This is a genomic window from Klebsiella sp. GG_Kp173 (assembly GCF_040062415.1).
In the GTDB taxonomy this organism is placed as follows: domain Bacteria; phylum Pseudomonadota; class Gammaproteobacteria; order Enterobacterales; family Enterobacteriaceae; genus Klebsiella; species Klebsiella quasipneumoniae.
Window position 1 is genome coordinate 140,051 of the sequence record NZ_JBEAFZ010000002.1, and the last position, 25,161, is coordinate 165,211.

Genomic DNA, 25,161 nt, shown 5'->3' on the forward strand with positions numbered 1-25,161 from the left:
TCGTTTTTTTGCCGGAGAGCACCCGATTGAACGACGTAATGCCCCGCCCACAGGCGAAAGCCCCCAAAGCGCTGACCCCGCTGCTGGAAATCCGTAACTTAACCAAGTCGTTTGACGGCCAGCATGCTGTCGACGATGTCAGTCTCACTATTTACAAAGGCGAAATTTTTGCTCTGCTGGGCGCATCAGGCTGCGGGAAATCGACCCTGCTGCGCATGCTGGCGGGCTTTGAGCAACCGACCGCCGGACAGATTATGCTCGACGGCGTGGATCTGGCGCGCGTGCCGCCCTATCAGCGGCCTATCAATATGATGTTCCAGTCCTACGCCCTGTTTCCCCATATGACCGTTGAGCAGAATATCGCCTTCGGCCTGAAACAGGATCGTCTGCCGAAGGCGGAAATCACCGCCCGGGTGCAGGAGATGCTGGCTCTGGTGCACATGCAGGAGTTTGCTAAACGTAAGCCGCACCAGCTCTCTGGCGGCCAGCGCCAGCGTGTCGCGCTGGCGCGCAGTCTGGCGAAACGACCTAAGCTGCTGCTGCTCGACGAACCGATGGGGGCGCTGGATAAAAAGCTGCGCGATCGCATGCAGCTGGAGGTGGTGGATATTCTTGAGCGCGTTGGCGTGACCTGCGTGATGGTGACCCACGATCAGGAAGAGGCCATGACCATGGCGGGCCGTATCGCCATCATGAACCGCGGCAAGTTTGTGCAGATTGGCGAACCGGAAGAGATTTACGAACACCCGACCACCCGCTACAGCGCCGAGTTCATCGGCTCGGTGAACGTCTTTGAAGGATTGGTGAAAGAGCGCCTCGAAGATGGCCTGGTGCTGAGCTCGCCGGGCCTGATGCATCCGCTGAAGGTTGACCCCGACGCCTCGGTGGTGGACAACGTGCCGGTATGGGTGGCGCTGCGTCCGGAGAAGATCATGCTGTGCGATGAGCCGCCGGCGGATGGTTACAATTTTGCCGTCGGCGAGGTGATTCATATCGCCTATCTGGGGGATCTCTCTATCTATCATGTGCGCCTGCAAAGTGGGCAGATGATCAGCGCCCAGCTGCAGAATGAGCACCGCCATCGGAAAGGGACGCCCACCTGGGGTGACGAGGTGCGTTTATGCTGGGATGCGGACAGCTGCGTTGTACTGACGGTGTAAGGAGAGGGCGATGAGTACCGTTGAATCCCCGTCAGGGGCGAAAAAACCGGGCGGCTTCGCGCTGTGGGCGGCGCGCCTGCAGATGGCACATGGCCGCAAGCTGGTGATCGCGCTGCCCTATCTGTGGCTGATCCTGCTGTTTATGCTGCCGTTCCTGATCGTGTTCAAGATAAGTCTTGCCGAGATGGCGCGGGCGATCCCTCCCTACACCGATCTGATGGAGTGGGCGGATGGCCAGCTGACGCTGACCCTTAACTTTGCCAACTTCCTGCAGCTGACCGACGATCCGCTCTATTTCGAGGCTTATCTGCAGTCGCTGCAGGTGGCGGGCATCTCGACGCTCTGCTGCCTGCTGCTGGGCTATCCGCTGGCCTGGGCGGTGGCGCACAGCAAGCCATCGACGCGCAATATTCTGCTGCTGCTGGTGATCCTTCCGTCGTGGACGTCGTTTTTGATCCGCGTCTATGCCTGGATGGGGCTGTTGAAGAGCAACGGGGTGTTGAATAACTTCCTGCTGTGGCTAGGGGTTATCGATCAGCCGCTGGAGATCCTGCACACCAACCTGGCGGTTTATATCGGTATCGTCTATGCCTATCTGCCGTTTATGGTGCTGCCTATCTATACCGCGCTGACCCGCATCGACTATTCGCTGGTGGAGGCCTCGCTGGACCTCGGCGCCCGGCCCCTGAAGACCTTCTTTCAGGTGATCGTTCCGCTCACCAAAGGGGGGATTATCGCTGGCTCCATGCTGGTGTTTATCCCGGCGGTGGGGGAGTTCGTGATCCCGGAGCTGCTGGGCGGGCCGGACAGCATTATGATTGGCCGCGTGCTGTGGCAGGAGTTCTTTAACAACCGCGACTGGCCGGTCGCCTCGGCGGTGGCGATTGTCATGCTGCTGTTGCTGATTGTGCCGATCATGTGGTTCCACAAGCACCAGCAAAAACAGATGGGAGAGCAGGGATGAACGACTTGCCTGTAGTACGCTCGCCGTGGCGCATTCTGATCCTCGTGCTCGGGTTCACCTTCCTTTATGCCCCGATGCTGATGCTGGTGATCTACTCGTTCAACAGCTCGAAGCTGGTGACGGTCTGGGCCGGGTGGTCGACGCGCTGGTATAGCGAACTGTTCCACGATGACGCGATGATGAGCGCGGTGGGGCTGAGCCTGACTATCGCCGCCTGCGCGGCGACGGCGGCGGCGATCCTGGGCACCATCGCCGCGGTGGTGATGGTGCGCTTTGGGCGTTTTCGCGGCTCCAACGGCTTCGCGTTTATGATCACCGCGCCGCTGGTCATGCCGGACGTGATCACCGGGCTCTCGTTGCTGCTGCTGTTCGTGGCGCTGGGTCACGCCATCGGCTGGCCGTCTGATCGCGGGATGTTGACCATCTGGCTGGCGCACGTCACCTTCTGTACCGCCTACGTGGCGGTGGTGATCTCCTCGCGCCTGCGCGAGCTGGACCACTCGATCGAAGAGGCGGCGATGGATCTGGGCGCCGCGCCGCTGAAGGTCTTCTTCGTCATCACGCTGCCGATGATTATGCCGGCGGTGATCTCCGGCTGGCTGCTGGCCTTCACGCTGTCGCTGGACGACCTGGTGATCGCCAGCTTTGTCTCCGGTCCCGGGGCCACGACCTTGCCGATGCTGGTCTTCTCCAGCGTGCGCATGGGGGTCAACCCGGAGATCAACGCCCTGGCGACGCTCATCCTCGGCGTGGTCGGTATTGTTGGTTTTATCGCCTGGTATTTGATGGCCCGCGCAGAAAAGCAGCGAGTGCGCGATATCCAGCGTGCAAGACAAGGCTGAACCACCTAAAATCGGTACAGCAGCCTCCGGTCGGCGCCACCCTGTGGCGCCGTTTTCATGGAAGACATTACGTTGGGATTGTTTACGAAAACTCGCTCATCGCATGCCCGCCTTAACGTCCCTGCGCTGGTGCAGGTGGCGGCCTTTGCTATTATTTTGATTCGCGGTTTGGATCTGCTGATGATCCTCAATCTGTTGGGCCTGCAGGGGCTGAACGAATTCATACACCGTAGCGTCCAGACCTGGAACCTGACGCTGGTCTTCCTCGGCAGCCTGGCGCTGGTGTTTATCGAAATCTGGTGCGCCTTCTCGCTGGTGAAAGGGCGCAACTGGGCGCGCTGGGTCTATCTGCTGACGCAGATGATAGCCGCCGGCTACCTGTGGGCGGCGTCGCTGGGCTACGGGTATCCGGAGTTGTTCAGCATTCCCGGCGAATCCAAACGGGAGATCTTCCACTCGCTGGTGATGCAAAAACTGCCTGATCTGCTGGTCCTGACGCTGCTGTTTGTGCCCGCGAACTGCCGCCGGTTTTTCCGCCTGCAATAACGGTGATACAATCCCCGCCCCTGGAATTTTGAAGGTCAATTATGCATTGCGCACTCTACGACGCCGGCCGCTGCCGCTCCTGTCAATGGCTGGAACGGTCGGTTCCGCAACAGCTCGCCGATAAAATGGCCGACCTGCGCACGCTGCTGGCAGCGATCCCCGTCGCCGACTGGGGCGAGCCGGTCAGCGGGCCGGAGGCGGCATTCCGTAACAAGGCCAAAATGGTGGTCAGCGGCAGCGTTGAGCGTCCGCTGCTGGGAATGCTGCACCGCGACGGCACCCCGGTGGATCTCACCGACTGCCCGCTCTATCCCGCCGAGTTTGCGCCGGTGTTTGCCGTCCTGAAGCCCTTTATCGCCCGCGCCGGGTTAACCCCCTACAACGTCGCGCGCAAGCGCGGGGAGCTGAAATATCTGCTGCTAACCGCCAGCCAGCAAGGGGAGATGATGCTGCGCTTCGTGCTGCGCTCAGAGGCCAAGTTGGCCCAGCTGCGCGCCGCGCTGCCCTGGTTACAGGCACAGTTGCCGCAGCTTAAGGTGATCACAGCGAATATCCAGCCAGTGCATATGGCTATTATGGAAGGCGAGCAGGAGATCTTCTTCACTGAACAGCAGGCGCTGGGGGAGGTCTTTAATGAGGTGCCGCTGTGGATCCGTCCGCAAAGCTTCTTTCAAACTAACCCGACGGTAGCCAGCCGGCTGTACGCCACCGCCCGCGACTGGGTGCGCGCGCTGCCGGTCCAGCATATGTGGGATCTGTTTTGCGGCGTCGGGGGTTTTGGCCTGCACTGCGCGACGCCGGCGATGCGCCTGACCGGTATAGAGATTGCCCCGGAAGCGATCGCCTGCGCCAGGCAGTCTGCCGCGCAGCTGGGGCTCAGCAATCTGCATTTTCAGGCGCTGGACTCCACGCAGTTCGCCACGCATGAAGCGGATATCCCGCAGCTGGTGCTGGTCAACCCGCCGCGTCGCGGCATTGGCGCCGAACTGTGCGACTATTTAAGCCGCATGGCGCCGCCCTATATTATCTATTCCAGCTGTAACGCCCGCACCATGGCGACCGACATTGCTCTTCTTAGCGGCTATCGCGTCGAGCGGGTCCAGCTGTTTGATATGTTCCCCCACACCGCCCACTACGAAGTGCTGACCCTGCTGGTCCGCGAAGTTTAAACAAAATGTGAAGGCTTTGCGTCGCAGAAATCGGGTAAGCTTGACGCAGCATGTTTTGTTATTGGTGGGGGGAATCTAATGGCCAAAACCATTCTGCTGGTGGAAGATGATGAGGATATTGCCACGCTGCTGCGGCTCAATCTTCAGGATGAGGGCTATCAGATTGTGCATGAGGCCGACGGCAGCCAGGCTCTCGCCCGGCTGGAAACGCGGGTCTGGGATGCGGTGATCCTCGATTTGATGCTGCCCGGCGTCGATGGCCTGGAGATCTGCCGGCGTATCCGCCAGATGACCCGCTATCTGCCGGTGATCATCATCAGCGCTCGCACCAGCGAAATGCACCGCGTGCTGGGCCTGGAGATGGGCGCCGACGACTATCTGGCGAAACCCTTTTCGCTGCTGGAGCTTATCGCCCGCGTTAAAGCGCTGTTTCGTCGCCAGGAGGCGATGGGGCAGAACCTGCTGATGGACGCCGGGCGCCTGTCCTGCCATGGTCTGAGCATCGATCCGCTGTCCCGCGAAGTGAGGCTGCGCGGCGAGTTGGTGGATCTCACGCCGCGCGAATTCGAGCTGCTGTATTACTTTGCCCGCCATCCCGGGGAGGTGTTTTCGCGGCTGGCGCTGCTGGAGCAGGTCTGGGGATATCAGCACGAGGGCTATGAGCACACGGTCAATACCCATATCAACCGCCTGCGCAGCAAAATTGAACGTGACCCGGCCGAGCCGGACATCATTCTGACCGTCTGGGGCAAAGGCTATAAGTTCGCCCCGGTGACGCAAGAGGCCGCCCCGTGATCCGCCGCCTGAGCCTCAGCCAGCGGCTGGCGCTGGTGGTGGTCTCCCTGCTGATACTGTGCGCGGCGGCGGTGTGCGCCGTTCAGTTACACAGCAGCGCGCAGTATGGCAACGCCATGGTGCAGCGCCTCTCCGCCGGGCTGGCTCAGCAAATTGTGGCCCGCGAACCGCTGCTGGACGCCCACGGCGAGGTCAACCGGCAGACTCTGAAGTCGCTGTTTGACCGTCTGATGACCTTTAATCCCAGCGTGGAGCTCTATCTGCTGTCGCCGGATGGCGACCTGTTGGCCGATGCGGCGCCGCCGGGACATATCCAACGCCAGCGGATCGACATGGCGCCGGTGCAGGTTTTTCTCACCGGCAGTACGTCGCCGGTATATGGCGACGATCCCCGCAGCCTTGACGGGCGAAAAGTCTTCAGCGCCGCCCCGCTGCGCGTCGACGGCCAGCTGCGCGGTTACCTGTATATCATTTTGCAGGGGGAGACCTTTAATCAGCTGGCGGCCGACGCCTGGCAAAAAACGCTGTGGAGCATTGTTCTGTGGACCCTGCTGCTGGTGGCTCTGTTTGGCCTGCTGGCGGGAGGCCTGGCATGGTACTGGGTGACCCGGCCGGTCCGCCAGCTCACCGCCCAGGTGGCGGCGAACGATCGGGACAGCATCAGCGCCATCAAAACCCTGGCGGCCCGCACGCCGGAGCCCCATCCCGGTAACGAGGTGGCGGTGCTCGAAAATCGCTTTATTGACCTTGCCCGGCAGATAGCCGGTCAGTGGGATCGGCTGGCCGACAGCGACCGCCAGCGCCGCGAATTTGTGGCCAATATTTCCCACGATTTACGCACGCCGCTCACCTCGCTGCTGGGGTATCTGGAAACGCTGACCCTGAAGGACGAAAGGCTGACCGCCGAGGAGCGCAGGCAGTATCTCACCATCGCCCTGCGCCAGGGCAACAAAGTGCGCCATCTTTCGCAGCAGCTGTTTGAGCTGGCGCGACTGGAGCACGGGGGCATTAAGCCGCAGCGCGAGCGTTTCGCGATGGGGGAGCTGATTTCCGACGTGGCGCAGAAGTTTGAATTAACCGCCCGCACGCGCGAGGTGAACCTGCAAATTGATGTGCCGGGGCCGCTGCCGCTGGTTAACGCCGATGTGTCGATGATTGAGAGGGTGGTGACCAACCTGCTCGACAACGCCATGCGGCATACTCCCGTCGGCGGGAAGATTTGTCTGGCGGTCTGGCAGGAGAATCAACAGATCCAGGTCGAAGTGGCTGACAACGGAACGGGCGTCGATGCCGCGCTGCGCGACGATCTGTTCCAGCGGCCGTCGGCGTTGTCTGCCCAGGCGTCGCGGGAGGATCGCGGCGGGTTAGGGCTGCTGATTGTGAAACGAATGCTGGAGCTGCACGGGGGCGGGATCAGGCTGGTGGAGTCGGTAAGCGGGGCGCGGTTCAGGTTCTTCGTGCCACTTTGAGAAATTGCCGGGTGGCGGCTACGCCTTACCCGGCTACGGGGAAAGTGTAGGCCGGGTCAGCGCAGCGCCACCCGGCAAAAAAGTTACTCCGGGAACCACTGGTTGCTGATTTTCTGGTAGGTACCGTCGGCTTTAATCGCCTTCAGCGCCGCGTTCAGTTTCTCCAGCAGCGCCTTGTTGTCCGGGCGCACGGCAATCCCAAGGCCGGTGCCGAAGTATTGCGGGTCGGTCACTTTCGGCGTGGCTGCCCCCAGCTGCGGGTTGGTTTTCAGCCACTCGTTGACCACCGCCGTGTCGCCGAACACGCCGTCGATACGGCCATTTTTCAGATCGATAATCGCGTTCTGGTAGCTGTCATAGGCGACGGTCTTCACCTCAGGATGTTTATCCTGCAGATATTTCTGGTGGGTGGTGCCGTTTTCCATGCCGATCCGTTTGCCTTTCAAATCATCGAACGAGTGGAATGCGTCTTTTTTGGCGATCACCAGCGCGGAGTTGGCGTAGTACGGGTCGGTGAAGGCGACCTGCTTGCTGCGCTCCGGCGTAATATCCATTCCGGAAATCACCGCGTCATACTTCTTAAACTTCAGCGCCGGGATCAGGCTGTCAAACGCGTGGTTGGTAAAGGTGCATTCTGCCTGCATTTGTTTGCACAGCGCATGGGCCAGATCGATATCAAAGCCGACAATCTGGTTATTAGCGTCCATCGATTCAAACGGCGGATAGGTCGCGGACACGCCGAAGCTGATTTTCTCCGCGGCGGCGGCGCCGAAGGTGAACGTGGTGAGCAGTGCAGCCAGAACTAACTTTTTCATCGTGGAACTCCCGTCTGTCAATCTTATGATTATTCGCCGTGTCTGCGGCATAGGGTGACAATGCCATTAAATGAATTTGTATGCAATAAAAATGATTAAATATTTTATTTGATATAAAAAAAGACGGACAGGTATTAGACTTGTCCGTCTTGTTGTTCACTTATTATGCAAAATACGCCGGGCGCTAATTACGCCGCTCGAAGGCTAGCGCTTTGCGCTCCACCAGCCGCATCAGCAGCGTCAGCAGCCCGTTGACGATGAGATAGATAATCCCGGCGGCGCCGAACACCATCACGTCGTAGGTCCGTCCGTACAGCAGCTGGCCGTGGCCCATCACTTCCATCAGGGTGATGGTGTAGGCCAGAGAGGTACTCTTAAAGACCAGCACCACTTCGTTGGAATAGGACGACAGCGCGCGCTTAAAGGCATACGGCAGCAGGATCGCCAGGGTATCCTTTTTACTCATCCCCAGCGCGCTGCACGACTGCCATTGCCCGTCGGGGATCGCCCGGATGGCGCCATAAAACAGCTGGGTGGTATAGGCGGCGCTGTTGAGCGACAGGGCGATCAGGGCGCACAGCCACGGTTCGGAGATAAGGTGCCACAGCCAGGGATATTCCTGTAGCGAAGGAAACTGTCCTGGGCCGTAGTAGATCAGGAAGATCTGCACCAGCAGCGGTGTACCGGTAAACAGGGTGATGTAGCCGCGCACTATCCACACCAGCCCCGGCGTCTTCAGCGTCAGGATAATGGTAAAGATCAGCGACAGGATCAGCGCCACGATAATCGACGCCACGGTCAGCGTCAGGCTGGTATGCAGTCCTTTCAGCAGTTCGGGTAAGTAGTCGAGCATCAGCCTGGTCTCCGTTCGAAGCGCGTCGCACGCTGGTCAATCCGCTTAAGGATGTATTGACTCAACAGGGTGATGACGAGATAGATTGCCGCGGCAATGATATACCAGTTAAAGGGCTCCTGAGTGCGGGTGGCGATGCTTTTAGTCTGCAGCATCAGATCGTTGACGCTGATAAGGCTCACCAGCGCGGTGTCCTTCAGCAGCACCAGCCACTGGTTGCCGAGACCGGGCAGCGCATGGCGCCACATCTGAGGCATCACCAGGCGGAAGAAAATGGCCGCTTTCGACAGCCCCAGCGCCTGGCCGGACTCCCACTGACCCTGCGGAACGGCTTTCAGCGCGCCGCGCAGCGTTTGCGAGGCGTAGGCGGCATACAGCAGCGACAAGGCGATCGCCCCGCAGAGGAACGGACTGACGTCAAAGTTCTCAATCTGCATCTGCACCGGGATCTGGGTGAACCCGAGCGGGACGGTAAAACCGTCAGAGAGCGTCAGCAGCAGCTGGGACGAGCCAAAATAGATAAACAGCACCACCAGAATTTCAGGTAGTCCGCGCAGGATGGTCACAATGCCGGTTGCAAGCCAGGCTACCGGGCGCCATTTCACTGACTCCAGTACCGCGAAGAGCATCGCCAGGACGAGGCCGATGGCGAGCGCGCAAACGGCAAGGCCGACGGTCATCCCGGCGGCGCTTGCTAATGGAAAAATTTCGTTCATTCAGTCTTACTTCTGGAACCATTTGTTATAGATGGTCTGGTAAGTGCCGTCTTTCTTCACTTTTTCCAGCGCAGCGTTAAATTTCTGCTGCAGGTCGGTGTTGCCCTGACGCACGGCAATGCCCAGCCCGGTGCCGAAATAGGCTTTGTCAGTCACTTTATCGCCCACGGCCGCCAGCTTCGGATTGCTCTTCAGCCATTCGGTGACCACGGCGGTATCACCAAAGACCGCGTCAATACGACCATTCTGCAGATCCAGCTTCGCATTCTGGTAGCTGTCGTAAGGGACGGTAGTGATTTCCGGATGTTTATCGGTGATAAATTTCTGGTGCGTGGTACCGTTCTGTACGCCCACTTTTTTGCCCTTCAGCTGATCAATGCTGGTGAACTTGCCCTGCTGACCGACGAACAGCGCCGAGTTGTCATAATACGGGGTGGAGAACAGTACCTGCTTTTCACGCTCAGGCGTGATGTCCATCCCGGCCATGACCGCGTCGAAACGGCGGAATTTCAGCCCTGGGATCAGGCTGTCAAAGGCCTGGTTGGTGAAGGTACAGGTGGCATCGATCTCTTTACACAGTGCGTTAGCCAGATCCACATCGAAACCGACGATCTGGTTGTTGGCGTCCACCAGCTCAAACGGAGGGTAGGAGGCCTCGGTGGCGAAACGAATGGTCTGCGCGGCGGAAGCGGAGAGGCTCATGCCTGCGAGCAGGGCGGCAATCAGTACTTTTTTCATCGTCATTTCCCCGAAAAACATCAATGTGAAAGATAGTTTTTAAACGCGTCAGTTTGCGGATGCGTGAAGCAGGAGGCATCCCCTTGCTCGACGACATGGCCATTTTCCATATACACCACCCGGCTGGCCGTTTTGCGCGCCACTTCAACTTCATGGGTGACGATAACCTGGGTGATGCCGGTTTCAGCCAGCTCGCGGATGATGCTAACGATCTGGGCGGTGATTTCCGGGTCGAGCGCCGCGGTAGGCTCATCGAACAGCAGAACCTGCGGCTCCATCATGAGCGCGCGGGCGATCGCCACACGCTGCTGCTGGCCGCCGGATAAATGCAGCGGGTAACGATCGCTGTAGGGCTTCAGACGCAGGCGCTCCAGCAGCTTCTCGGCGCGAGCCAGCGCCTGATCCTTGCTTAACCCCAGTACGCGACAGGGGGCTTCGATCAGGTTCTGCTGTACCGTCAGGTGCGGCCACAGGTTGTACTGCTGAAAAACCATGCCGACGTTCTGCCGCAGTTCGCGAATCGCTTTATCGGACGGCGCTCTGGTGAAGTCGAAATGGTTACCGGCGATGGTTAACGAACCGGAACGCGGCATCTCCAGCAGGTTGAGTACGCGCAGCAGCGAGCTCTTCCCGGCACCGCTGGGGCCGAGCAGCACCAGCGTTTCCCCCTGCGGGCAATCCAGCGTGATGTCGAACAGCGCCTGGTGCGCGCCGTAGAAGCAATTAATGCCGTTTAGTTTAATACTCATCTGGGCAGTCTGATACGAATAGCTATTGAGGCCGCAAATAGTACCTTTGGCAGAATAGTTATGCAATATTTATGCGTTAAAAGTTAAATCTAAACCACGTTTAGCTTTAAAGTTAGCACAAAATATTGCCTGGTGGGTGAGGGGGGCGTAAATGTCGGCATTCTCGGGGCGAATACCGACATTTTACCGGGGTTATCGTTTCAGCGGCGTCGCTTCAACTCCCGAACTAGCGTTTCTCCAGACTCTGTCGCAACGTTCCGGCCGGCGCGTGGCTGTTGTTGCCGAGATAGCGAACGTCATCGACGGCCCAGCACTGGCCTTCCTGGATCATCAGCACTTCGTCTTTCCAGTTCTGGGTTCCCTGTTTCAGCTCCACGCGCAGCGGAATGTTGCGCGCATCGCGATTAGGGATGGTTGAGGCGCTGGCGACGACGGCGCTGTCCGCGGGGGTGCTGCTGCTGGAGAACGGGTTAGCCTGCAGCAGCTTGCTGTTGGCCGGATCCTGACGGGCGTCATTGAGTAACTTCGCCAGGCCGTCGCTGAGATAGGGGCGCAGCGCCGCCGGATCCTGAGTACGGTTCTGGATCTGAATGTCATAGAATTTTTGCGCTACGTCGTCAGGGCCGCCTTCGACACAAGGGCCGCTGCGGGTGCCATTATCTTTATAGGCCGGGGTGACGGTCGTACAGGCGCTGAGCGCCAGCGCGCAAGGGAGAAGTGCTGCAAGAAGTTTGTAGCGCATGATGATTTCCTTATAAGCGAACTACGTTTTCAGTTTCCGTTAAAGCATAGCGTATAGCGTGCGGATTGTACTTGACGCAAAGAGCTAAGACCTTGATGTGGCTACAGCCTTAGGGCTGGAAATCAGCAGGGGGAGGACGGCGGTTTTCAGGCAGAAAAAATCACGGCGGGATAAAAATAAATTATGGCTTTGCATAAACAAGAAACACTACCCCGGAAACAGGGTAGTGTTTCTTGAGAGATAAGATTAGTTATTTCTTCTTATAGATATTAGCGGAAATGTGCAGTTTTTTATCCGTGTTCCCGGAAGAGAGCACGATAACATCCGCGCCCTTTTCATCAGCTTTTTTAATCAGCTCTTCACGAGCATCGCTCGGTGCGGTCTGGCCGGTAGAAGAAATGGTGCCGATCTTGGTGTATTGCGTATGGACCTTATCAAAAGCTTCTTTCGATAAAATCTCAGCGGAGAAGGCGTTCGCCGTTAAAAACAATGCCGCACCTGCCACTAAAGCTGCATATTTCATATTTTTAGACTCCATTGTTTATCTTGCTATCATCATGCTCTTGTTTTAACTCACCAATGAGCGATTTCAGATTGTACTAACACCGCTTTTTTTTCAAGCAAAATACTGCAATTTTATGACGGCTAGTTAACTCTTTTTTAAAGAAAAGATGACGGAATTCGCATTGATAATGCTTGCTTTTTTTGGCCGGTTACACATCGTGAACGGAGCATACCAATTTCTACTGACATTAGCTGAAAATCAACTTAAGAGGCCGGGTCAGGGGAGACAGCGCGCGGACAGACATTCCCGGAAACATAGTTTATCATATAGACAAGCAGGGGCTGCGCCTATGGTCATGCAGGTCACCAGGGAGATAAGATGTTAAAAAATAAGCGAGAGCGCGCCCGGCAGCAGCGAACCGCGTTGTGGGCCACCCGAGATGATGTCCAGCGCCATGCGCTGTCAATGAGTCTGCCCTGGCTGGCTTTTGTCAATATCGCGTTTGCGTTAATGATTTTCTCCCGCAACTTTATTTTTACCTATTTTGATAAGAAGCTCCTGACTCACCAGGCGGTTATTCCTTATATCGAAATAGCGCTGATTGCGGTTATTATTATTTCGGCCATTTTAGTGATTATTGCCGTCACGCCGCGTCTGGCGCAGGGGCGTTATACGCTGAATATCATCACCGCGCTGCTGCTGGTGCTCAGCCTGTGCTGGTCCCTGAGTAATTACTGTTTTATCTTTTTCTGGGCTTTGCCCTTCGCCTGGCCGCTGCTGGTTATATTGTTGACCACTGGCCTCACTGCGTTGTATCACCATTGGCCGGGCATTATCGCTTTTATGCTGCCGCTATGGGGGACGGCCTTGCTAGCGGGAATTCAGATCCACTATCACGCTGAAATTCGCTTTTTGATCCTGTGGGCCATCTTTACGGCGATTTTGCTGTATGGACGACGTATTCTCCAGCGCTGGTACGATGAAGCCTGGGATACGCATCAGGAAAATATGCAGCTTATTCAGCGGCTGGAAAGTATTGCCAACCAGGATGCATTAACCGGGACCGCTAACCGCCGGGCGCTGAATGCGTATCTGGCGGAGATCTGGCAGCAAAACACGCCGTTGTCGCTGATGATGATCGATGTCGATTACTTTAAACGCTATAACGATCGCTATGGTCATCAGGCTGGTGACGAGTGCTTATCTTCTGTCGCGCAGGTGCTGAAAATGGCGGTCCGGGCCGAAGATGATCTGGTGGCTCGCTATGGCGGCGAGGAATTTGTGGTGGCGTTGCCAAGGGTTCCCCTGGTGCATGCCACCGCGATTGCCGAGCGCATTCAGCAGAAAATTCACGAGGCGGCGCTCCCTCATGAGGCATCAGAGGTGGCGTCGGTGGTGACCGTCAGTATCGGGATCGTCGATTCCGATGGCACGGTCCCGATGGAGACGCTGATCGCCCGGGCGGACAGTGCGCTGTACCAGGCGAAAAATAAAGGACGTAATCAATGGTCTTATTAACCCGGAGACGCTGCCGGGCAAGGGAGAAGGGATGAAACGGATTGCCTATGTACTCCTGTTGGCGCTACTGCTGGCCGGCTGCGCGGGGGAAAAAGGCATCATCGATCGCGACGGATATCAGCTGGACACTCGCCATCCGGCGCAGGCGGCCTATCCGCGCATAAAAGTGCTGGTTATCCACTATACCGCAGATAATTTTGATGTCTCCCTGGCAACCCTGACTGATAAAGAGGTCAGCTCCCACTATTTAATTCCTGAACAGCCGCCGCGCCACCACCATAAACCGCGGATCTGGCAGCTGGTGCCGGAAGAGGATCTGGCCTGGCACGCCGGGGTGAGCTACTGGCGCGGCAGCACGCGCATCAACGATACTTCCATTGGTATTGAACTGGAAAACCGCGGCTGGCAGAAGACCGCGGGGGGTAAAAGCTTTACCCCCTTTCACCCGGAGCAGATCGCGGCCCTGATCCCGCTGGCGCGCGATATTATCACCCGCTATCACATCGCGCCGCAGAACGTGGTAGCCCATGCCGATATCGCCCCGCAGCGCAAAGACGATCCGGGACCGTTGTTCCCCTGGCAACAGCTGGCGCAGCAGGGGATTGGCGCCTGGCCGGACGAGCAGCGGGTGGCTTTCTATCTGAACGGGCGCCCGGCCAGTGAGCCAGTGGACCCTGAGGTAGTACTGGATTTGCTGGCGCGCTACGGCTATCAGGTCACGCCGGAGATGACTCCCGCGCAGAAAAAACGAGTGATTACCGCCTTCCAGATGCACTTCCGCCCCCAGCGCTGGGATGGCGTCGCAGATGCGCAAACCGAAGCGATAGCCGAGGCGCTGTTAGAAAAGTATGGTCAGGGTTAGCGGTGAAGTTTACCGTGGTCGCGCAGCCAGGCGGCGGTACGCACAATCCCGTCGTCCAGCGTCACCACCGGCTGATAACCCAGCTCATCCTGCGCGCGAGTGATATCGAGCGTAAAATCAAAATTCAGTTTCGAGACGCCGTAGTGGGTAAAGGCCGGCTCTTTGGCCGTTTTATCGCCAAAACGCTCCATGCTGCGGGCGATAATATCCAGCATCGGGTAGGGGACTGAGCGGATCCGGCATTTGATGCCCAGCTCGTCGATCAGTTTCTGCACGATACTGCGCAGGGTGCGCGGTTCGCCGTTGCTGATATTCCACGCGCGGGCGGAGGGAAGATGATCGCACGCCGGCTGGCTCGCCAGCCACATCGCGTGGACGGCATTTTCATAATAGGTCATATCGACCAGCGCGCTGCCGCCCCGTGGCAACAGGACGCTGCCATAGTGTTGCATCATTTGCGCCAGCCGGGGGATAAAGACTTTATCGTGCGGCCCGAACAAACTCTGCGGGCGCAAAATGGTAAAACGGGTGTGAGGGTTGGCCTGCGCCAGCAGGTTGATCACCTCTTCGCTGGCTGCCTTGCTGCGGGCAAACTCGTTGGCGAAGCGGTGCGGGCGGAAATCTTCCTGAATATCGCGATGGTGGTGATAATCAAAATAGAGCGAGGGCGAAGAGATATGAACGAAATTGCGTACGCCCCATGCTACCGACCATTCGCCGAGGCGGCGGGTGGCGCGGACGTTAGCGAGATCGAAAGCCTGCTGCGTGCCCCAGGGCGAGGTAAAGCTTGAGCAGTGCCACAGGGTATCGATACCGGCGAGCATCACTTTAGCCTGCGAAGAGACCAGCTCGGTTAAATCCGCCGGGATGAATTCCGCCCCCATTTTGCTCAGAAGCTTACCCATCGCTTCGTTGCGCCCGGTCGCTCGCACGCTGATGCCCTTGTTGCGCAGATATTCCACTGCGTTGCGGCCTAATCCGCTGGTCGCACCGGTAACCAGTACCTTCATATCACTCTACTGTCCCAGAAAAGAATTTCGTGCGCATTTTTCCGTGATTCTCCCGACTATGCAATGAGAATCATGAAAGAATAATGCTTATCCTTCGACTCTGCCTGAGATTTGTTCGGCCAACCGGGCGATGCGTTGCGCCATACCGCGGAAAATAAACAGGTGCGCCGGGATCATCAGCAGCCAGTAGACCAGGCCCGGCATACCGTGCGGGTGCCACCAGGCGCGGACGTCCAGTTCACGACGATCGCCTTTATCGTTAATGGTAAAGCTTAACCGGCCCAGCCCCGGCGCTTTCATGCCGAACAGCAGAGTGAGCTGTTTTTCTTCCTCCACAATAATCACCTTCCAGCTGTCGACCGTATCGCCGGTCTGCAGATAGTCTCGCTGCGGTCGCCCTTTGGCCAGCCGGTGGCCGACCAGCAGATCCATCGCGCTGCGGGTTTTCCACAGCAGATTGCCGAAAAAATATCCCTCTTTACCGCCGATTTGGTTAACAACCTGCCACAGGGCTTTGCGGCTCGCCGGAGTGGCGACGGTGCAGCCTGCCTGTTTCGGATAGTAGCCGTACTCCGGTCGCCAGCGGGCGAAAGCCTGGGCGTCGTAGCCCCAGTCGCTGGAGTTTACCAGCTGCTCTTCTTCTTTCAGGGTGCGGCGAACCGCCTGATCGAAGGGGATCAGCGTTTGCGGGATCAGCGCCCGCAGCGTCCGGTCATCGGCGATCAGATCGTGCTTCAACCCCTGAATCAGCGCTTTGGCGATGGTCGGCGGCACCGAGGTGATGACATTGAGGAACCACACCGAGATCCAGCGCGTCGGCAGGGGAATCGGAATAAGCGGGCGGTGTTTGCCGCTGACGGCCATAAAGCGAATGAACTGCTGCTGGTAGCTTAACACCTCCGGACCGGCGGCTTCGAAGACGCGGTGCGCGTCGGAAGGATGATTCAGCAGCTCAACGAGGTCAACGAGCAGGTTTTCCAGCGCGACAGGGGTGGTACGCGAACGCACCCAGCGCGGAGGAGTCAGCACCGGCAGGTTATAGACCATGTCGCGCATCACCTCGAAGGCGGCGGAGCCGGCGCCGACGATAATTCCGGCCCGCAGCTCGGTGACCGGCACGCCCGACTCGCGCAGGAGATCGCCGGTGACCTGACGAGCGCGCAGATGGTCGGACTGCTCCTGCGCTGGTGCCTGCAGCGAGCTGAGAAAGATAATCTGACGCACCGGCGTCTGGCGCAGGGCATCGCGAACATGCGTCGCCACCCGACGCTCATGGACGATAAAATCGCCGCCTTCGCCCATGCCATGTACCAGATAGTAAAGCGTATCGATACCCGTGAGCAGCGCAGGCAGAGCCTGCGGCTGATTGAGATCGACGGACCGGCAGGTGACGCCGGGCAAATCGAGCTTTTGCAGTCGGTCGGTATGGCGCGCCGCCGCCAGCACCGGATATCTCCGCGCGCTTAACTCGCGGACTAAATGCTGACCGATATAGCCGCTGGCGCCGAGCACCAGAACAGATTGCGACACGCCTGACTCCTTAGCGTTGTAAAAAAGCCTGCCAGTGGGCGACCACCTCGCTCAACTGCTGACGGTTGACATCCAGGTGAGTGACCAGACGGACGACTGGCGAAGCGTTGATCAGCACGCCGCGCGCCTGCATAAACTCGCCGAGCGCCCGGGCCTGCTCATCACCGACGCGAACGAACAGCATGTTGGTATCGTGACGGGTGACGTCGGCGCCGATGGCGCGCAGCTGATCCGCCATCCACGCGGCGTTATCGTGATCCTCCTGCAGGCGCTGCACATTATTTTTCAGCGCGTACAGTCCGGCGGCGGCCAGAATGCCCGCCTGGCGCATCCCGCCGCCGACCATTTTCCGCCAGCGAACGGCGCGACGAATGTACGCCTCACTACCGACCAGCAGCGAGCCTACCGGGGCGCCAAGCCCCTTTGACAGGCAGATGGTGAAGGAGTCGCAGTATTGGGCGATATCGCGTAACTCGCAGCCGTAGGCCACCACGGCGTTAAAGATGCGCGCGCCGTCGACGTGCAGCGCCAGATTGCGCTGGCGGGTAAACGCCCAGGCTTCCTGCAGATAGTCGCGAGGCAGCACCTTACCGTTATGGGTGTTTTCCAGACTCAGCAGGCGGGTCGGGGCAAAATGGATATCGTCAGGTTTGATTTTCGCTGCGACTTTATCCAGCGGCAGCGAACCGTCCGCCGCGGCGTCAATCGGCTGCGGCTGAATACTGCCGAGAACCGCCGCCCCGCCGGCTTCGTACAGATAGTTATGCGCCCCCTGGCCGACGATATACTCTTCGCCGCGCTGGCAATGGCTGAGCAGGCCGACGAGGTTGGCCTGGGTGCCGGTGGGCAGAAACAGCGCCGCCTCTTTGCCGGCCAGGTCGGCGGCGTAGCGCTGAAGTTCATTGACGGTAGGGTCGTCGCCATACACATCGTCCCCGACCGGGGCGGCCATCATGGCTTCCAGCATGGCGCGCCCGGGGCGGGTAACGGTATCACTGCGCAGATCGATCACGGCTATTCCTTGTTCTGGTTCAGAGTATTGCTTCTGTTTTACCTGAGCCAGTTGGTTTTCGCCAGTTCGATGACTTCATCGCCGCGCCCGCTGATGATCGCCCGCAGCATATACAGGCTAAAGCCTTTAGCTTGCTCCAGCTTGATCTGCGGCGGGATCGCCAGCTCCTCTTTGGCGACCACTACGTCGACCAGCACTGGACCGTCGGTGTGGAAGGCGGTCTGCAGCGCTTCATCCACCTCGGAGGCTTTCTCAACGCGAATACCTTTAATCCCGCAGGCTTCGGCGATGCGGGCGAAGTTGGTGTCGTGCAGCTCCGTGCCGTCGGTGAGATAGCCCCCGGCCTTCATCTCCATCGCCACGAAACCCAGCACGCTGTTGTTAAAGATGATAATTTTCACCGGCAGCCTCATCTGCGCCAGCGACAGAAAATCCCCCATCAGCATGCTGAACCCGCCGTCGCCGCACATGGCCACCACCTGACGCTCCGGCGCGGTGGCCTTGGCGCCAATGGCCTGCGGCATGGCGTTGGCCATGGAGCCGTGATTGAATGAACCCAGCAGGCGGCGTTTGCCGTTCATCTTGAGATAGCGTGCCGCCCAGACGGTCGGGGTGCCGACATCGCAGGTGAAAATGGCGTCTTCATCGGCAAAATGGCTGATCTGCTGCGCCAGATATTGTGGGTGGATCGCCTTCTCGCTGGGCTTCGCCAGATCGTCGAGTCCTTTTCGCGCGTCGCGATAGTGCTCCAGCGCCTTATCGAGGAAGCGGCGATCGGTTTTCTCTTCCAGCAGCGGCAGCAGCGCCTTCAGCGTTGATTTAATGTCGCCCACCAGCGCCATATCGACCTTACTGTGCGCGCCGATGCTGCCGGGGTTAATGTCGATCTGAATAATTTTGGCGTCGGTCGGATAGAAGGCGCGATAGGGGAACTGGGTGCCGAGCAGGATCAGGGTGTCGGCATTCATCATGGTGTGGAAGCCAGAAGAGAAGCCAATCAGCCCGGTCATGCCCACATCATACGGGTTGTCATACTCCACATGCTCTTTACCGCGCAACGCATGGACGATGGGAGCTTTAATTTTCGCCGCGAACTCCACCAGCTCCTGGTGGGCGCCGGCGCAACCGCTGCCGCACATGAGCGCGATATTGCTGGAGTAGCGGATAAGCTGGGCCAGCTTGCGCAGCTCTTCTTCCGCCGGGGTGACCGTCGGCAACGGCGCATGATACCACTGGCTGCTGGCGCTCTCCGGGGCCGCCTTCAGCGCCACGTCGCCGGGCAGCACCACCACCGAAACGCCGCGGTTGATCACCGCCTTGCGCATCGCCACCGCCAGCACCTGCGGGATCTGCTCCGGGGTGGAGACCAGCTCGCAGTAGTGGCTGCATTCGCGGAACAGCTCCTGGGGATGGGTCTCCTGGAAATAGCCGCTGCCAATCTCGCTGGATGGAATGTGGGCGGCAATCGCCAGCACCGGGACATGGTTGCGGTGACAGTCAAACAGACCGTTGATCAGATGCAGGTTACCCGGTCCGCAGGAACCAGCGCAGACCGCCAGTTCGCCGGTCAGTTGCGCCTCCGCGCCGGCGGCGAAAGCGGCAACCTCTTCGTGCCGGGTGGCCATCCAGTCGATGGTGCCCATGCGGTTCAGGCTATCGCTCAATCCATTGAGGGAATCGCCGGTGACGCCCCAGATACGTTTCACGCCGGCCTGTTCCAGCATTTTGGCAATGTATGCGGCCACGGTTTGTTTCATGATCTCCATCTCCTTTTTTTGATAACGCCTTCAAGCTTAGATGAAACTGCAGCTTACGTTGCCGATTGCCCTCAATTTTTTGCTGGTTTTATTGCTGAAGCATTGGGCATACTCTGGGATCTCACAGGGTGTAAAACAGGAAGCACATCAAATGGTTAAGGGATTGTTAAATGCAGTAAACAGAACGCTGTCGCATGAAGACGCCGGTAAACTCTTGTTACGACTCGCCGTCGGTGGGTTAATGCTGTTTCACGGTTTGCACAAGCTGCTGGATGGCGTGGACGGCATTAGCGGGATGCTGGCGGCGAAGGGGTTGCCGGGGTTTATCGCCTACGGTGTGCTGGTGGGGGAGGTGGTCGCCCCCTGTTTGTTGATTGTCGGCATCCTGACGCGCCCTGCGGCGCTGGTTTTGGCTTTCACCATGGTGGTGGCGTGGCTGATGGTCGGTCTCGGCAAGACATTTGCGCTTGATGCGGTGGGGGCGTGGGCGATCGAGAATCTGGTCTATTTCTTTGTTGGCGCGCTGGCGATTGCGCTTTTGGGCGCCGGGCGTTACTCGCTGGCCGGTCAGTCGGTTTGGCGGTAAAAATGCCTCATTCGTTCTGGGGCGTAAAGTCGATACTGTTGTCGGTTTGCCGCTTTTCAGTCCGGGAAAGCGTTTATCTCATGTCACCTGAGAGTTTATTGTCGCCAGGGGTTTTCCCGGAGGCGGCGCATTGCGCCTTCTCCGGGCTACCAAATCGCACAGCGCTGTAGCCCCGGTAAGCGGTAGCGCCACCGGGGATTTTGACCTCAGGCGAGAACCAGATCGCTCTGCGGGTGACAGGAGCAGGCCAGCACATAGCCGTCGGCGATTTCATCTTCGGTCAGCGTCATGGTGCTGGTGACGCTATACTCCCCGGAAACGACTCTGGTTTTGCAGCAGCCGCAGACGCCGGCGCGGCAGGCGACGGTCACCGGCACCTGATTGCTCTCCAGCGCCTCGAGCAGGGTGGTGCCCACCGGCGCGTAAAACTCTCTCGCCGGCTGCAGTTTGGTGAATTTCAGCCCGCTGGTGGCGGCCTCTGCCACCGGGGTGAAGAACTTCTCCTTAAAGAAGCGGGTGACACCCAGGGCGGCCACCTCCTGCTCAACCTTCTCCATATACGGCGCTGGCCCGCAGGTCATCACGGTGCGGCTGGCGATATCCGGCACACTCTGCAGCAGCTCCGGGGTCAGACGGCCGGCGACAAAACCGTGCGTTGCGTTGTGCTCCGCCACCAGGGTAACCGGATAGTTGCGCCACTCCTCGGCAAAGATCACATCCTCCGGCGAACGAACGCTATAGATCACTTGCACGTCTGCCAGCGGGCGGTACTTCGCCAGCCAGCGGCGCATCGACATTATCGGCGTCACCCCGCTGCCGGCGGCCAGCAGCAGGAATTTATCTTCTGCTTTATCGTCGCAGATAAACTCGCCCATCGCATCGGACAGCCAAAGATAATCGCCGCGTTTGACCTCGTGGGTTAACCATTGTGAACCCGCGCCCTCGTTAATGCGGCGAACGGTCAGCGTAATATACTCGCTGACCCCCGGCGTGGAGGAGAGGGTGTAGGCGCGCAGCGTTTCCGCGGAATCACGCACGCTGACCAGGGCGTACTGCCCGGCGCGATACGGATAGTAATCGTGGCACAGCAGCGAAAGGGTCCACACGTCAGGGGTTTCCTGGTGAATGTGGTGAACCTGCATCCGCCATGGGCATTGCGAAGTTGGCATGGTCATCAGGGACTCCTTACGCGCTCAGCAGCTGCTGCATATCTTGTTCCACGGTGGTCACGGAGCGCAGACCAAACTTCTCATTGAGGATAGCCAGCAGATCCGGAGTGAAGAAGCCCGGCGCCGTCGGGCCGGTGACGATATTTTTCACGCCGAGAGACAGCAGCGTCAGCAGGATGACAATCGCTTTCTGTTCGAACCAGGAGAGCACCAGCGACAGCGGCAGATCGTTGACGCCGCAGCCCAGTTTTTCCGCCAGCGTGACCGCCAGAATAATCGCCGAATAGGCATCATTACACTGACCAGCGTCGACCAGACGCGGCAGACCTTCGATATCGCCGAAATCCAGCTTGTTAAAGCGGTATTTACCGCAGGCCAGCGTCAGGATCAGGCAGTCGTCCGGCACGCTGGTGGCAAAATCGGTGAAATAGTTACGTTCCCCGCGCGCGCCGTCACAGCCGCCGACGAGGAAGATATGGCGCAGTTTTTCACGGCTGACCAGATCGATCAGCGTATCCGCCGCGCCGAGCAGGGTCTGACGGCCAAAGCCGACGGTGATCAGATGCGGGATTTCGTTGTACGGGAAGCCCGCCATCTGCTGCGCCTGGGCAATGACCGGGGAGAAGTCTTCACCTTCCAGGTGGTTCACGCCCGGCCAGCCGACGATGCTGCGAGTCCAGATGCGATCGTCGTAAGCGCCGACGGTGGGATCGATGATGCAGTTAGAGGTCATCACGATGGGGCCCGGGAAGCGGGCGAACTCCACCTGCTGGTTTTGCCAGCCGCTGCCGTAGTTGCCAATCAGATGTTTGAATTTACGCAGCTCCGGATAGCCGTGCGCCGGCAGCATTTCGCCGTGGGTATAGACGTTGACGCCGGTGCCTTCCGTCTGCTCCAGCAGGTTGTAGAGATCTTTCAGGTCGTGGCCAGAGATCAGGATACATTTACCTGCGGTGGCTTTTACGTTGACCTGAGTCGGCGTTGGGTGGCCATATTTGGTGGTTTCGCCGGCGTCAAGGATGCTCATCACTTTGAAGTTCATCTGGCCGATTTCCATCGAACATTCGAGCAGCGCATTCATATCCGCAGGCCAGGTGCCCAGCCAGGCCATGATCTTGTGGTACTGGGCATAAATGGCGTTGTCGTACTGGCCGAGCACGTGGGCGTGTTCCATATAAGCCGCAGCGCCTTTCAGACCATACAGGCACAGCAAGCGCAGGCCGAGGATATTCTCGCCGATAGCGGCTTTATCTTTATTCGGGGCATAGTCTGCCGCCTGACGCTGCAGGTCACCCAGATCGTCGCCGACCAGCTGCAGGTCGGCCACCGGGCTGTCAACTTTGGCGCTGGCATCAAGGTCCAGGCACTGCGCTTTCAGCGTCTCACGCAGGGCAATCGCCTGACGGGCATAGCCGACGATGCGCGGAGAATCGAAATTGACGTTAGTTAGCGTAGAGAAGAAGGCGCGGGGGGCGAAGCTGTCGACCTCATGATCGATAATGCCATATTCGCGGGCCTTTAGCGCCCAGGCGGAGAGGCCTTGCAGTGACGCAATCAGCAGATCCTGTAGATCGGAGGTTTCCGCTGTTTTACCGCACATCCCCTGCGCGTAAGAGCAGCCGTTGCCGGCCGGGGTACGAATGGTTTGTTCACATTGCACACAAAACATGGTCACACCTTTAAAGTTATATTTGATATACATGTTTAAGGTTATGCCCGAGCGCGTGAGGAGAAAAGGTATTTCTGATACAACTTAAAGGGAGATTGATTTAGCGCAAAATTGGCGGCAGGAAGTCTGCCGCCAGCGCCTACTCAGGCGGCAAAAAAGGCGATCAGGATCGGGACCAGCAGGCTCAGCAGAAAACCGTGTACGATGGCGGCAGGGACGATCTCCACGCCGCCGGAACGCTGCAGCACCGGTAAGGTGAAGTCCATGGAGGTGGCGCCGCACAGACCCAGCGCCGTGGAGCGGCTTCGGCGAATCAGGCCCGGAATTAACATGATGGCCAGCAGCTCGCGGCACAGGTCGTTGAAGAACGCCGCGCTGCCGATTACCGGGCCAAAGGATTCGGTCAGTAAAATACCGGAGAGTGAATACCAGCCGAAGCCGCTGGCCATCGCCAGACCGGTCTTTAGCGGCAAATCCAGAATAAAGGCGTTGAGGATGCCGCCGAGTAATGAACTGATCGTGACCACCACGGCGACGATCATTCCCCGGCGGTTAAGGACTATTTGTCGCAGACTCATTCCATTATTGCGTAATTGAATACCGACGAGGAACAGGAGAAAGATCAGCGTATATTCGCTGGCTTCGGTGGCGTGTTGTAAAAAAGGCAGGCCGGTCAGGCCAAGCAAAAAACCGAGGACCACCACCCCGCACAGCTGGAGTGATTCCAGGGCCATGGCCAGGCGCGAGGGTAATTTCTCCTGACGATGCAGACTGCGCCAGGGCATTTTTCTTTCCAGCCACAGCAGAGCGGTAATATTACACAGTAAAATGATGACCACGCTCACCGCGGCGTAATGCAATATCGCCAGCAGATTGCTGGCCAGATTGTCGAGAAACGCCAGGCTGATACCCATAAAAAAGAGGATCACATAGACAATCCAGCTCAGCATCCGGTGAATCAGTTTTAGCGCAGAGGAGTGACGAAGAGGCAGTAAATAGCCGACGACCAGCGGCAACAGAATGATGAACAGTCCCGAGAACATGAACGATGCAGCCCTTGCATGATGAGAATAGCGCTCATGACACTACCCAAATAGCCGGGCCGAGTAAAGCTATCGCCAGAAAGAAAAAGCCCGGAGACCCGGGCTTTAGAAAGGATTAATCGCGTTTTTCCAGCAGAGTGCGGTACAGCACGCCGCCGAGGATCCCGCCGACGATCGGCATGACCCAGAACAGCCACAGCTGCTGCAGCGCCCAGCCTCCCTGGAAAATCGCCACCGCGGTGCTGCGCGCCGGGTTGACGGAAGTGTTGGTGACCGGAATGCTGATTAAATGGATGAGAGTCAGCGCCAGGCCGATAGCGATCGGCGCGAAGCCCGCAGGCGCGTGTTTATCGGTAGCGCCATGGATAACCAGCAGGAAGCCGCAGGTCAGTACGATTTCAATAACGATAGCCGACAGCATAGAGAAGCCGCCCGGGGAGTGTTCGCCATAGCCGTTAGAGGCAAAGCCGCTGGCGGCGGCATCAAAGCCGGCTTTACCGCTGGCCACCACGTACAGCACCGCGGCGGCAATAATTCCGCCGACCACCTGGGCGATAATATAGCCAATGACCTCTTTCGCCGGGAAACGACCACCGGCCCACAGGCCTAAGGTTACCGCCGGGTTGAAATGACCGCCGGAAATATGGCCAACCGCATACGCCATGGTTAATACGGTTAAACCAAATGCCAGCGCCACGCCGGCAAAACCGATACCCAACTCGGGAAATGCTGCGGCAAGTACGGCGCTACCGCAGCCGCCAAATACAAGCCAGAAGGTGCCGAAGCATTCGGCTGCTAATTTTCTGAACATAACCACCTCAATTTAAATGTATACGCGCACGAGCGGACCGTGCCGGTCTTTATTTATCGTGATAAGGGACGACGATAAAAATAAAGCGGCGTTATTCTAGAGATAATCGCCATCCCAGAGCCAGTTAAATA

25 protein-coding genes are annotated in these 25,161 nt (G+C 58.4%); 10 read left to right on the forward strand and 15 right to left on the reverse strand.

Features of this window, described 5'->3' with window-relative positions:
- The first annotated feature begins 26 nt into the window (after positions 1 to 26).
- The 7 genes from potG (at position 27) to ABLU50_RS02615 (ending at position 6,945) form a co-directional block, all read left to right on the forward strand.
- A complete protein-coding gene (gene potG / locus ABLU50_RS02585; RefSeq protein ID WP_002896370.1) occupies positions 27 to 1,160 on the forward strand; it encodes a putrescine ABC transporter ATP-binding subunit PotG in 1,134 nt (377 codons plus the stop codon).
- A 10-nt stretch (positions 1,161 to 1,170) separates the two neighbouring features.
- Entirely contained in the window at positions 1,171 to 2,124 is a 954-nt protein-coding gene (gene potH, locus ABLU50_RS02590; protein ID WP_004201331.1) for a putrescine ABC transporter permease PotH, read from the forward strand.
- Complete coding sequence (gene potI / locus ABLU50_RS02595; RefSeq protein WP_002896372.1) at positions 2,121 to 2,966, forward strand: putrescine ABC transporter permease PotI; 846 nt, start codon at positions 2,121 to 2,123, stop codon at positions 2,964 to 2,966. The genes potH and potI overlap by 4 nt, the downstream gene beginning before the upstream one ends.
- 57 nt (positions 2,967 to 3,023) lie before the next feature.
- Positions 3,024 to 3,512 (forward strand): YbjO family protein, encoded by a 489-nt coding sequence (locus ABLU50_RS02600; protein WP_004201332.1) that lies wholly within the window; start codon positions 3,024 to 3,026, stop codon positions 3,510 to 3,512.
- A gap of 41 nt (positions 3,513 to 3,553) precedes the next feature.
- A complete protein-coding gene (gene rlmC, locus ABLU50_RS02605; protein WP_017899418.1) occupies positions 3,554 to 4,681 on the forward strand; it encodes a 23S rRNA (uracil(747)-C(5))-methyltransferase RlmC in 1,128 nt (375 codons plus the stop codon).
- Between the two features lie 78 nt (positions 4,682 to 4,759).
- Positions 4,760 to 5,476 carry a response regulator transcription factor gene (locus ABLU50_RS02610; RefSeq protein ID WP_004201334.1) on the forward strand — a complete coding sequence of 239 codons (717 nt, stop codon included), beginning with the start codon at positions 4,760 to 4,762 and terminating at the stop codon, positions 5,474 to 5,476.
- The gene (locus tag ABLU50_RS02615) at positions 5,473 to 6,945 is read left to right on the forward strand and encodes an ATP-binding protein (RefSeq protein WP_087832917.1); all 1,473 of its coding nucleotides are present in this window, start codon (positions 5,473 to 5,475) and stop codon (positions 6,943 to 6,945) included. Before ABLU50_RS02610 ends, ABLU50_RS02615 begins: the two co-directional genes overlap by 4 nt.
- Positions 6,946 to 7,028: 83 nt before the next feature.
- Here the strand turns inward: ABLU50_RS02615 and artJ are convergent, their stop codons facing one another.
- The 7 genes from artJ to yahO form a co-directional block, all read right to left on the reverse strand.
- Complete coding sequence (gene artJ / locus ABLU50_RS02620) at positions 7,029 to 7,760, reverse strand: arginine ABC transporter substrate-binding protein ArtJ (RefSeq protein ID WP_004201336.1); 732 nt, start codon at positions 7,758 to 7,760, stop codon at positions 7,029 to 7,031.
- A 184-nt stretch (positions 7,761 to 7,944) separates the two neighbouring features.
- Positions 7,945 to 8,613 (reverse strand): arginine ABC transporter permease ArtM, encoded by a 669-nt coding sequence (gene artM / locus ABLU50_RS02625; protein ID WP_004201338.1) that lies wholly within the window; start codon positions 8,611 to 8,613, stop codon positions 7,945 to 7,947.
- On the reverse strand, positions 8,613 to 9,329 hold the full coding sequence (gene artQ / locus ABLU50_RS02630; protein WP_087832918.1) for an arginine ABC transporter permease ArtQ: 717 nt from the start codon (positions 9,327 to 9,329) through the stop codon (positions 8,613 to 8,615). Before artQ ends, artM begins: the two co-directional genes overlap by 1 nt.
- Positions 9,330 to 9,335: 6 nt before the next feature.
- Positions 9,336 to 10,067, reverse strand: a complete 732-nt coding sequence (artI, locus tag ABLU50_RS02635; RefSeq protein ID WP_002896390.1) for an arginine ABC transporter substrate-binding protein ArtI — start codon at positions 10,065 to 10,067, stop codon at positions 9,336 to 9,338.
- Between the two features lie 20 nt (positions 10,068 to 10,087).
- Positions 10,088 to 10,816 carry an arginine ABC transporter ATP-binding protein ArtP gene (gene artP / locus ABLU50_RS02640; RefSeq protein WP_004201340.1) on the reverse strand — a complete coding sequence of 243 codons (729 nt, stop codon included), beginning with the start codon at positions 10,814 to 10,816 and terminating at the stop codon, positions 10,088 to 10,090.
- A gap of 226 nt (positions 10,817 to 11,042) precedes the next feature.
- Positions 11,043 to 11,558 carry a lipoprotein gene (locus ABLU50_RS02645; protein WP_004201341.1) on the reverse strand — a complete coding sequence of 172 codons (516 nt, stop codon included), beginning with the start codon at positions 11,556 to 11,558 and terminating at the stop codon, positions 11,043 to 11,045.
- Between the two features lie 250 nt (positions 11,559 to 11,808).
- Entirely contained in the window at positions 11,809 to 12,081 is a 273-nt protein-coding gene (gene yahO, locus ABLU50_RS02650; protein ID WP_004201342.1) for a DUF1471 family periplasmic protein YahO, read from the reverse strand.
- Positions 12,082 to 12,441: 360 nt separating this feature from the next.
- Here yahO and ABLU50_RS02655 point away from each other — a divergent pair, with 360 nt between their 5' ends.
- A complete protein-coding gene (locus ABLU50_RS02655) occupies positions 12,442 to 13,581 on the forward strand; it encodes a GGDEF domain-containing protein (protein ID WP_087832919.1) in 1,140 nt (379 codons plus the stop codon).
- Between the two features lie 31 nt (positions 13,582 to 13,612).
- Positions 13,613 to 14,443 carry an N-acetylmuramoyl-L-alanine amidase gene (locus ABLU50_RS02660; RefSeq protein WP_004201345.1) on the forward strand — a complete coding sequence of 277 codons (831 nt, stop codon included), beginning with the start codon at positions 13,613 to 13,615 and terminating at the stop codon, positions 14,441 to 14,443.
- On the opposite strand, the gene ABLU50_RS02665 is transcribed toward ABLU50_RS02660, so the two are convergent.
- The 4 genes from ABLU50_RS02665 to poxB form a co-directional block, all read right to left on the reverse strand.
- Positions 14,440 to 15,453 carry an NAD(P)-dependent oxidoreductase gene (locus ABLU50_RS02665; protein ID WP_002896399.1) on the reverse strand — a complete coding sequence of 338 codons (1,014 nt, stop codon included), beginning with the start codon at positions 15,451 to 15,453 and terminating at the stop codon, positions 14,440 to 14,442. The genes ABLU50_RS02660 and ABLU50_RS02665 overlap by 4 nt on opposite strands.
- Positions 15,454 to 15,540: 87 nt before the next feature.
- The gene (locus ABLU50_RS02670) at positions 15,541 to 16,983 is read right to left on the reverse strand and encodes an SDR family oxidoreductase (RefSeq protein ID WP_087832921.1); all 1,443 of its coding nucleotides are present in this window, start codon (positions 16,981 to 16,983) and stop codon (positions 15,541 to 15,543) included.
- Between the two features lie 10 nt (positions 16,984 to 16,993).
- Positions 16,994 to 17,995: a low-specificity L-threonine aldolase gene (ltaE, locus tag ABLU50_RS02675; RefSeq protein ID WP_057214149.1), complete on the reverse strand. Its 1,002-nt coding sequence runs from the start codon at positions 17,993 to 17,995 to the stop codon at positions 16,994 to 16,996.
- A gap of 38 nt (positions 17,996 to 18,033) precedes the next feature.
- Entirely contained in the window at positions 18,034 to 19,752 is a 1,719-nt protein-coding gene (gene poxB, locus ABLU50_RS02680; RefSeq protein ID WP_087832966.1) for a ubiquinone-dependent pyruvate dehydrogenase, read from the reverse strand.
- Positions 19,753 to 19,903: 151 nt separating this feature from the next.
- Here poxB and ABLU50_RS02685 point away from each other — a divergent pair, with 151 nt between their 5' ends.
- A complete protein-coding gene (locus ABLU50_RS02685; RefSeq protein ID WP_004201350.1) occupies positions 19,904 to 20,338 on the forward strand; it encodes a DoxX family protein in 435 nt (144 codons plus the stop codon).
- A gap of 206 nt (positions 20,339 to 20,544) precedes the next feature.
- On the opposite strand, the gene hcr is transcribed toward ABLU50_RS02685, so the two are convergent.
- The 4 genes from hcr to aqpZ form a co-directional block, all read right to left on the reverse strand.
- Positions 20,545 to 21,513: an NADH oxidoreductase gene (gene hcr / locus ABLU50_RS02690; protein ID WP_087832922.1), complete on the reverse strand. Its 969-nt coding sequence runs from the start codon at positions 21,511 to 21,513 to the stop codon at positions 20,545 to 20,547.
- Positions 21,514 to 21,523: 10 nt separating this feature from the next.
- On the reverse strand, positions 21,524 to 23,176 hold the full coding sequence (hcp, locus tag ABLU50_RS02695; protein ID WP_348864530.1) for a hydroxylamine reductase: 1,653 nt from the start codon (positions 23,174 to 23,176) through the stop codon (positions 21,524 to 21,526).
- Positions 23,177 to 23,319: 143 nt separating this feature from the next.
- Positions 23,320 to 24,219: a lysine exporter LysO family protein gene (locus ABLU50_RS02700; protein ID WP_004201354.1), complete on the reverse strand. Its 900-nt coding sequence runs from the start codon at positions 24,217 to 24,219 to the stop codon at positions 23,320 to 23,322.
- Positions 24,220 to 24,334: 115 nt separating this feature from the next.
- A complete protein-coding gene (gene aqpZ, locus ABLU50_RS02705) occupies positions 24,335 to 25,030 on the reverse strand; it encodes an aquaporin Z (protein WP_004201355.1) in 696 nt (231 codons plus the stop codon).
- Between the last annotated feature and the right edge of the window lie 131 nt (positions 25,031 to 25,161).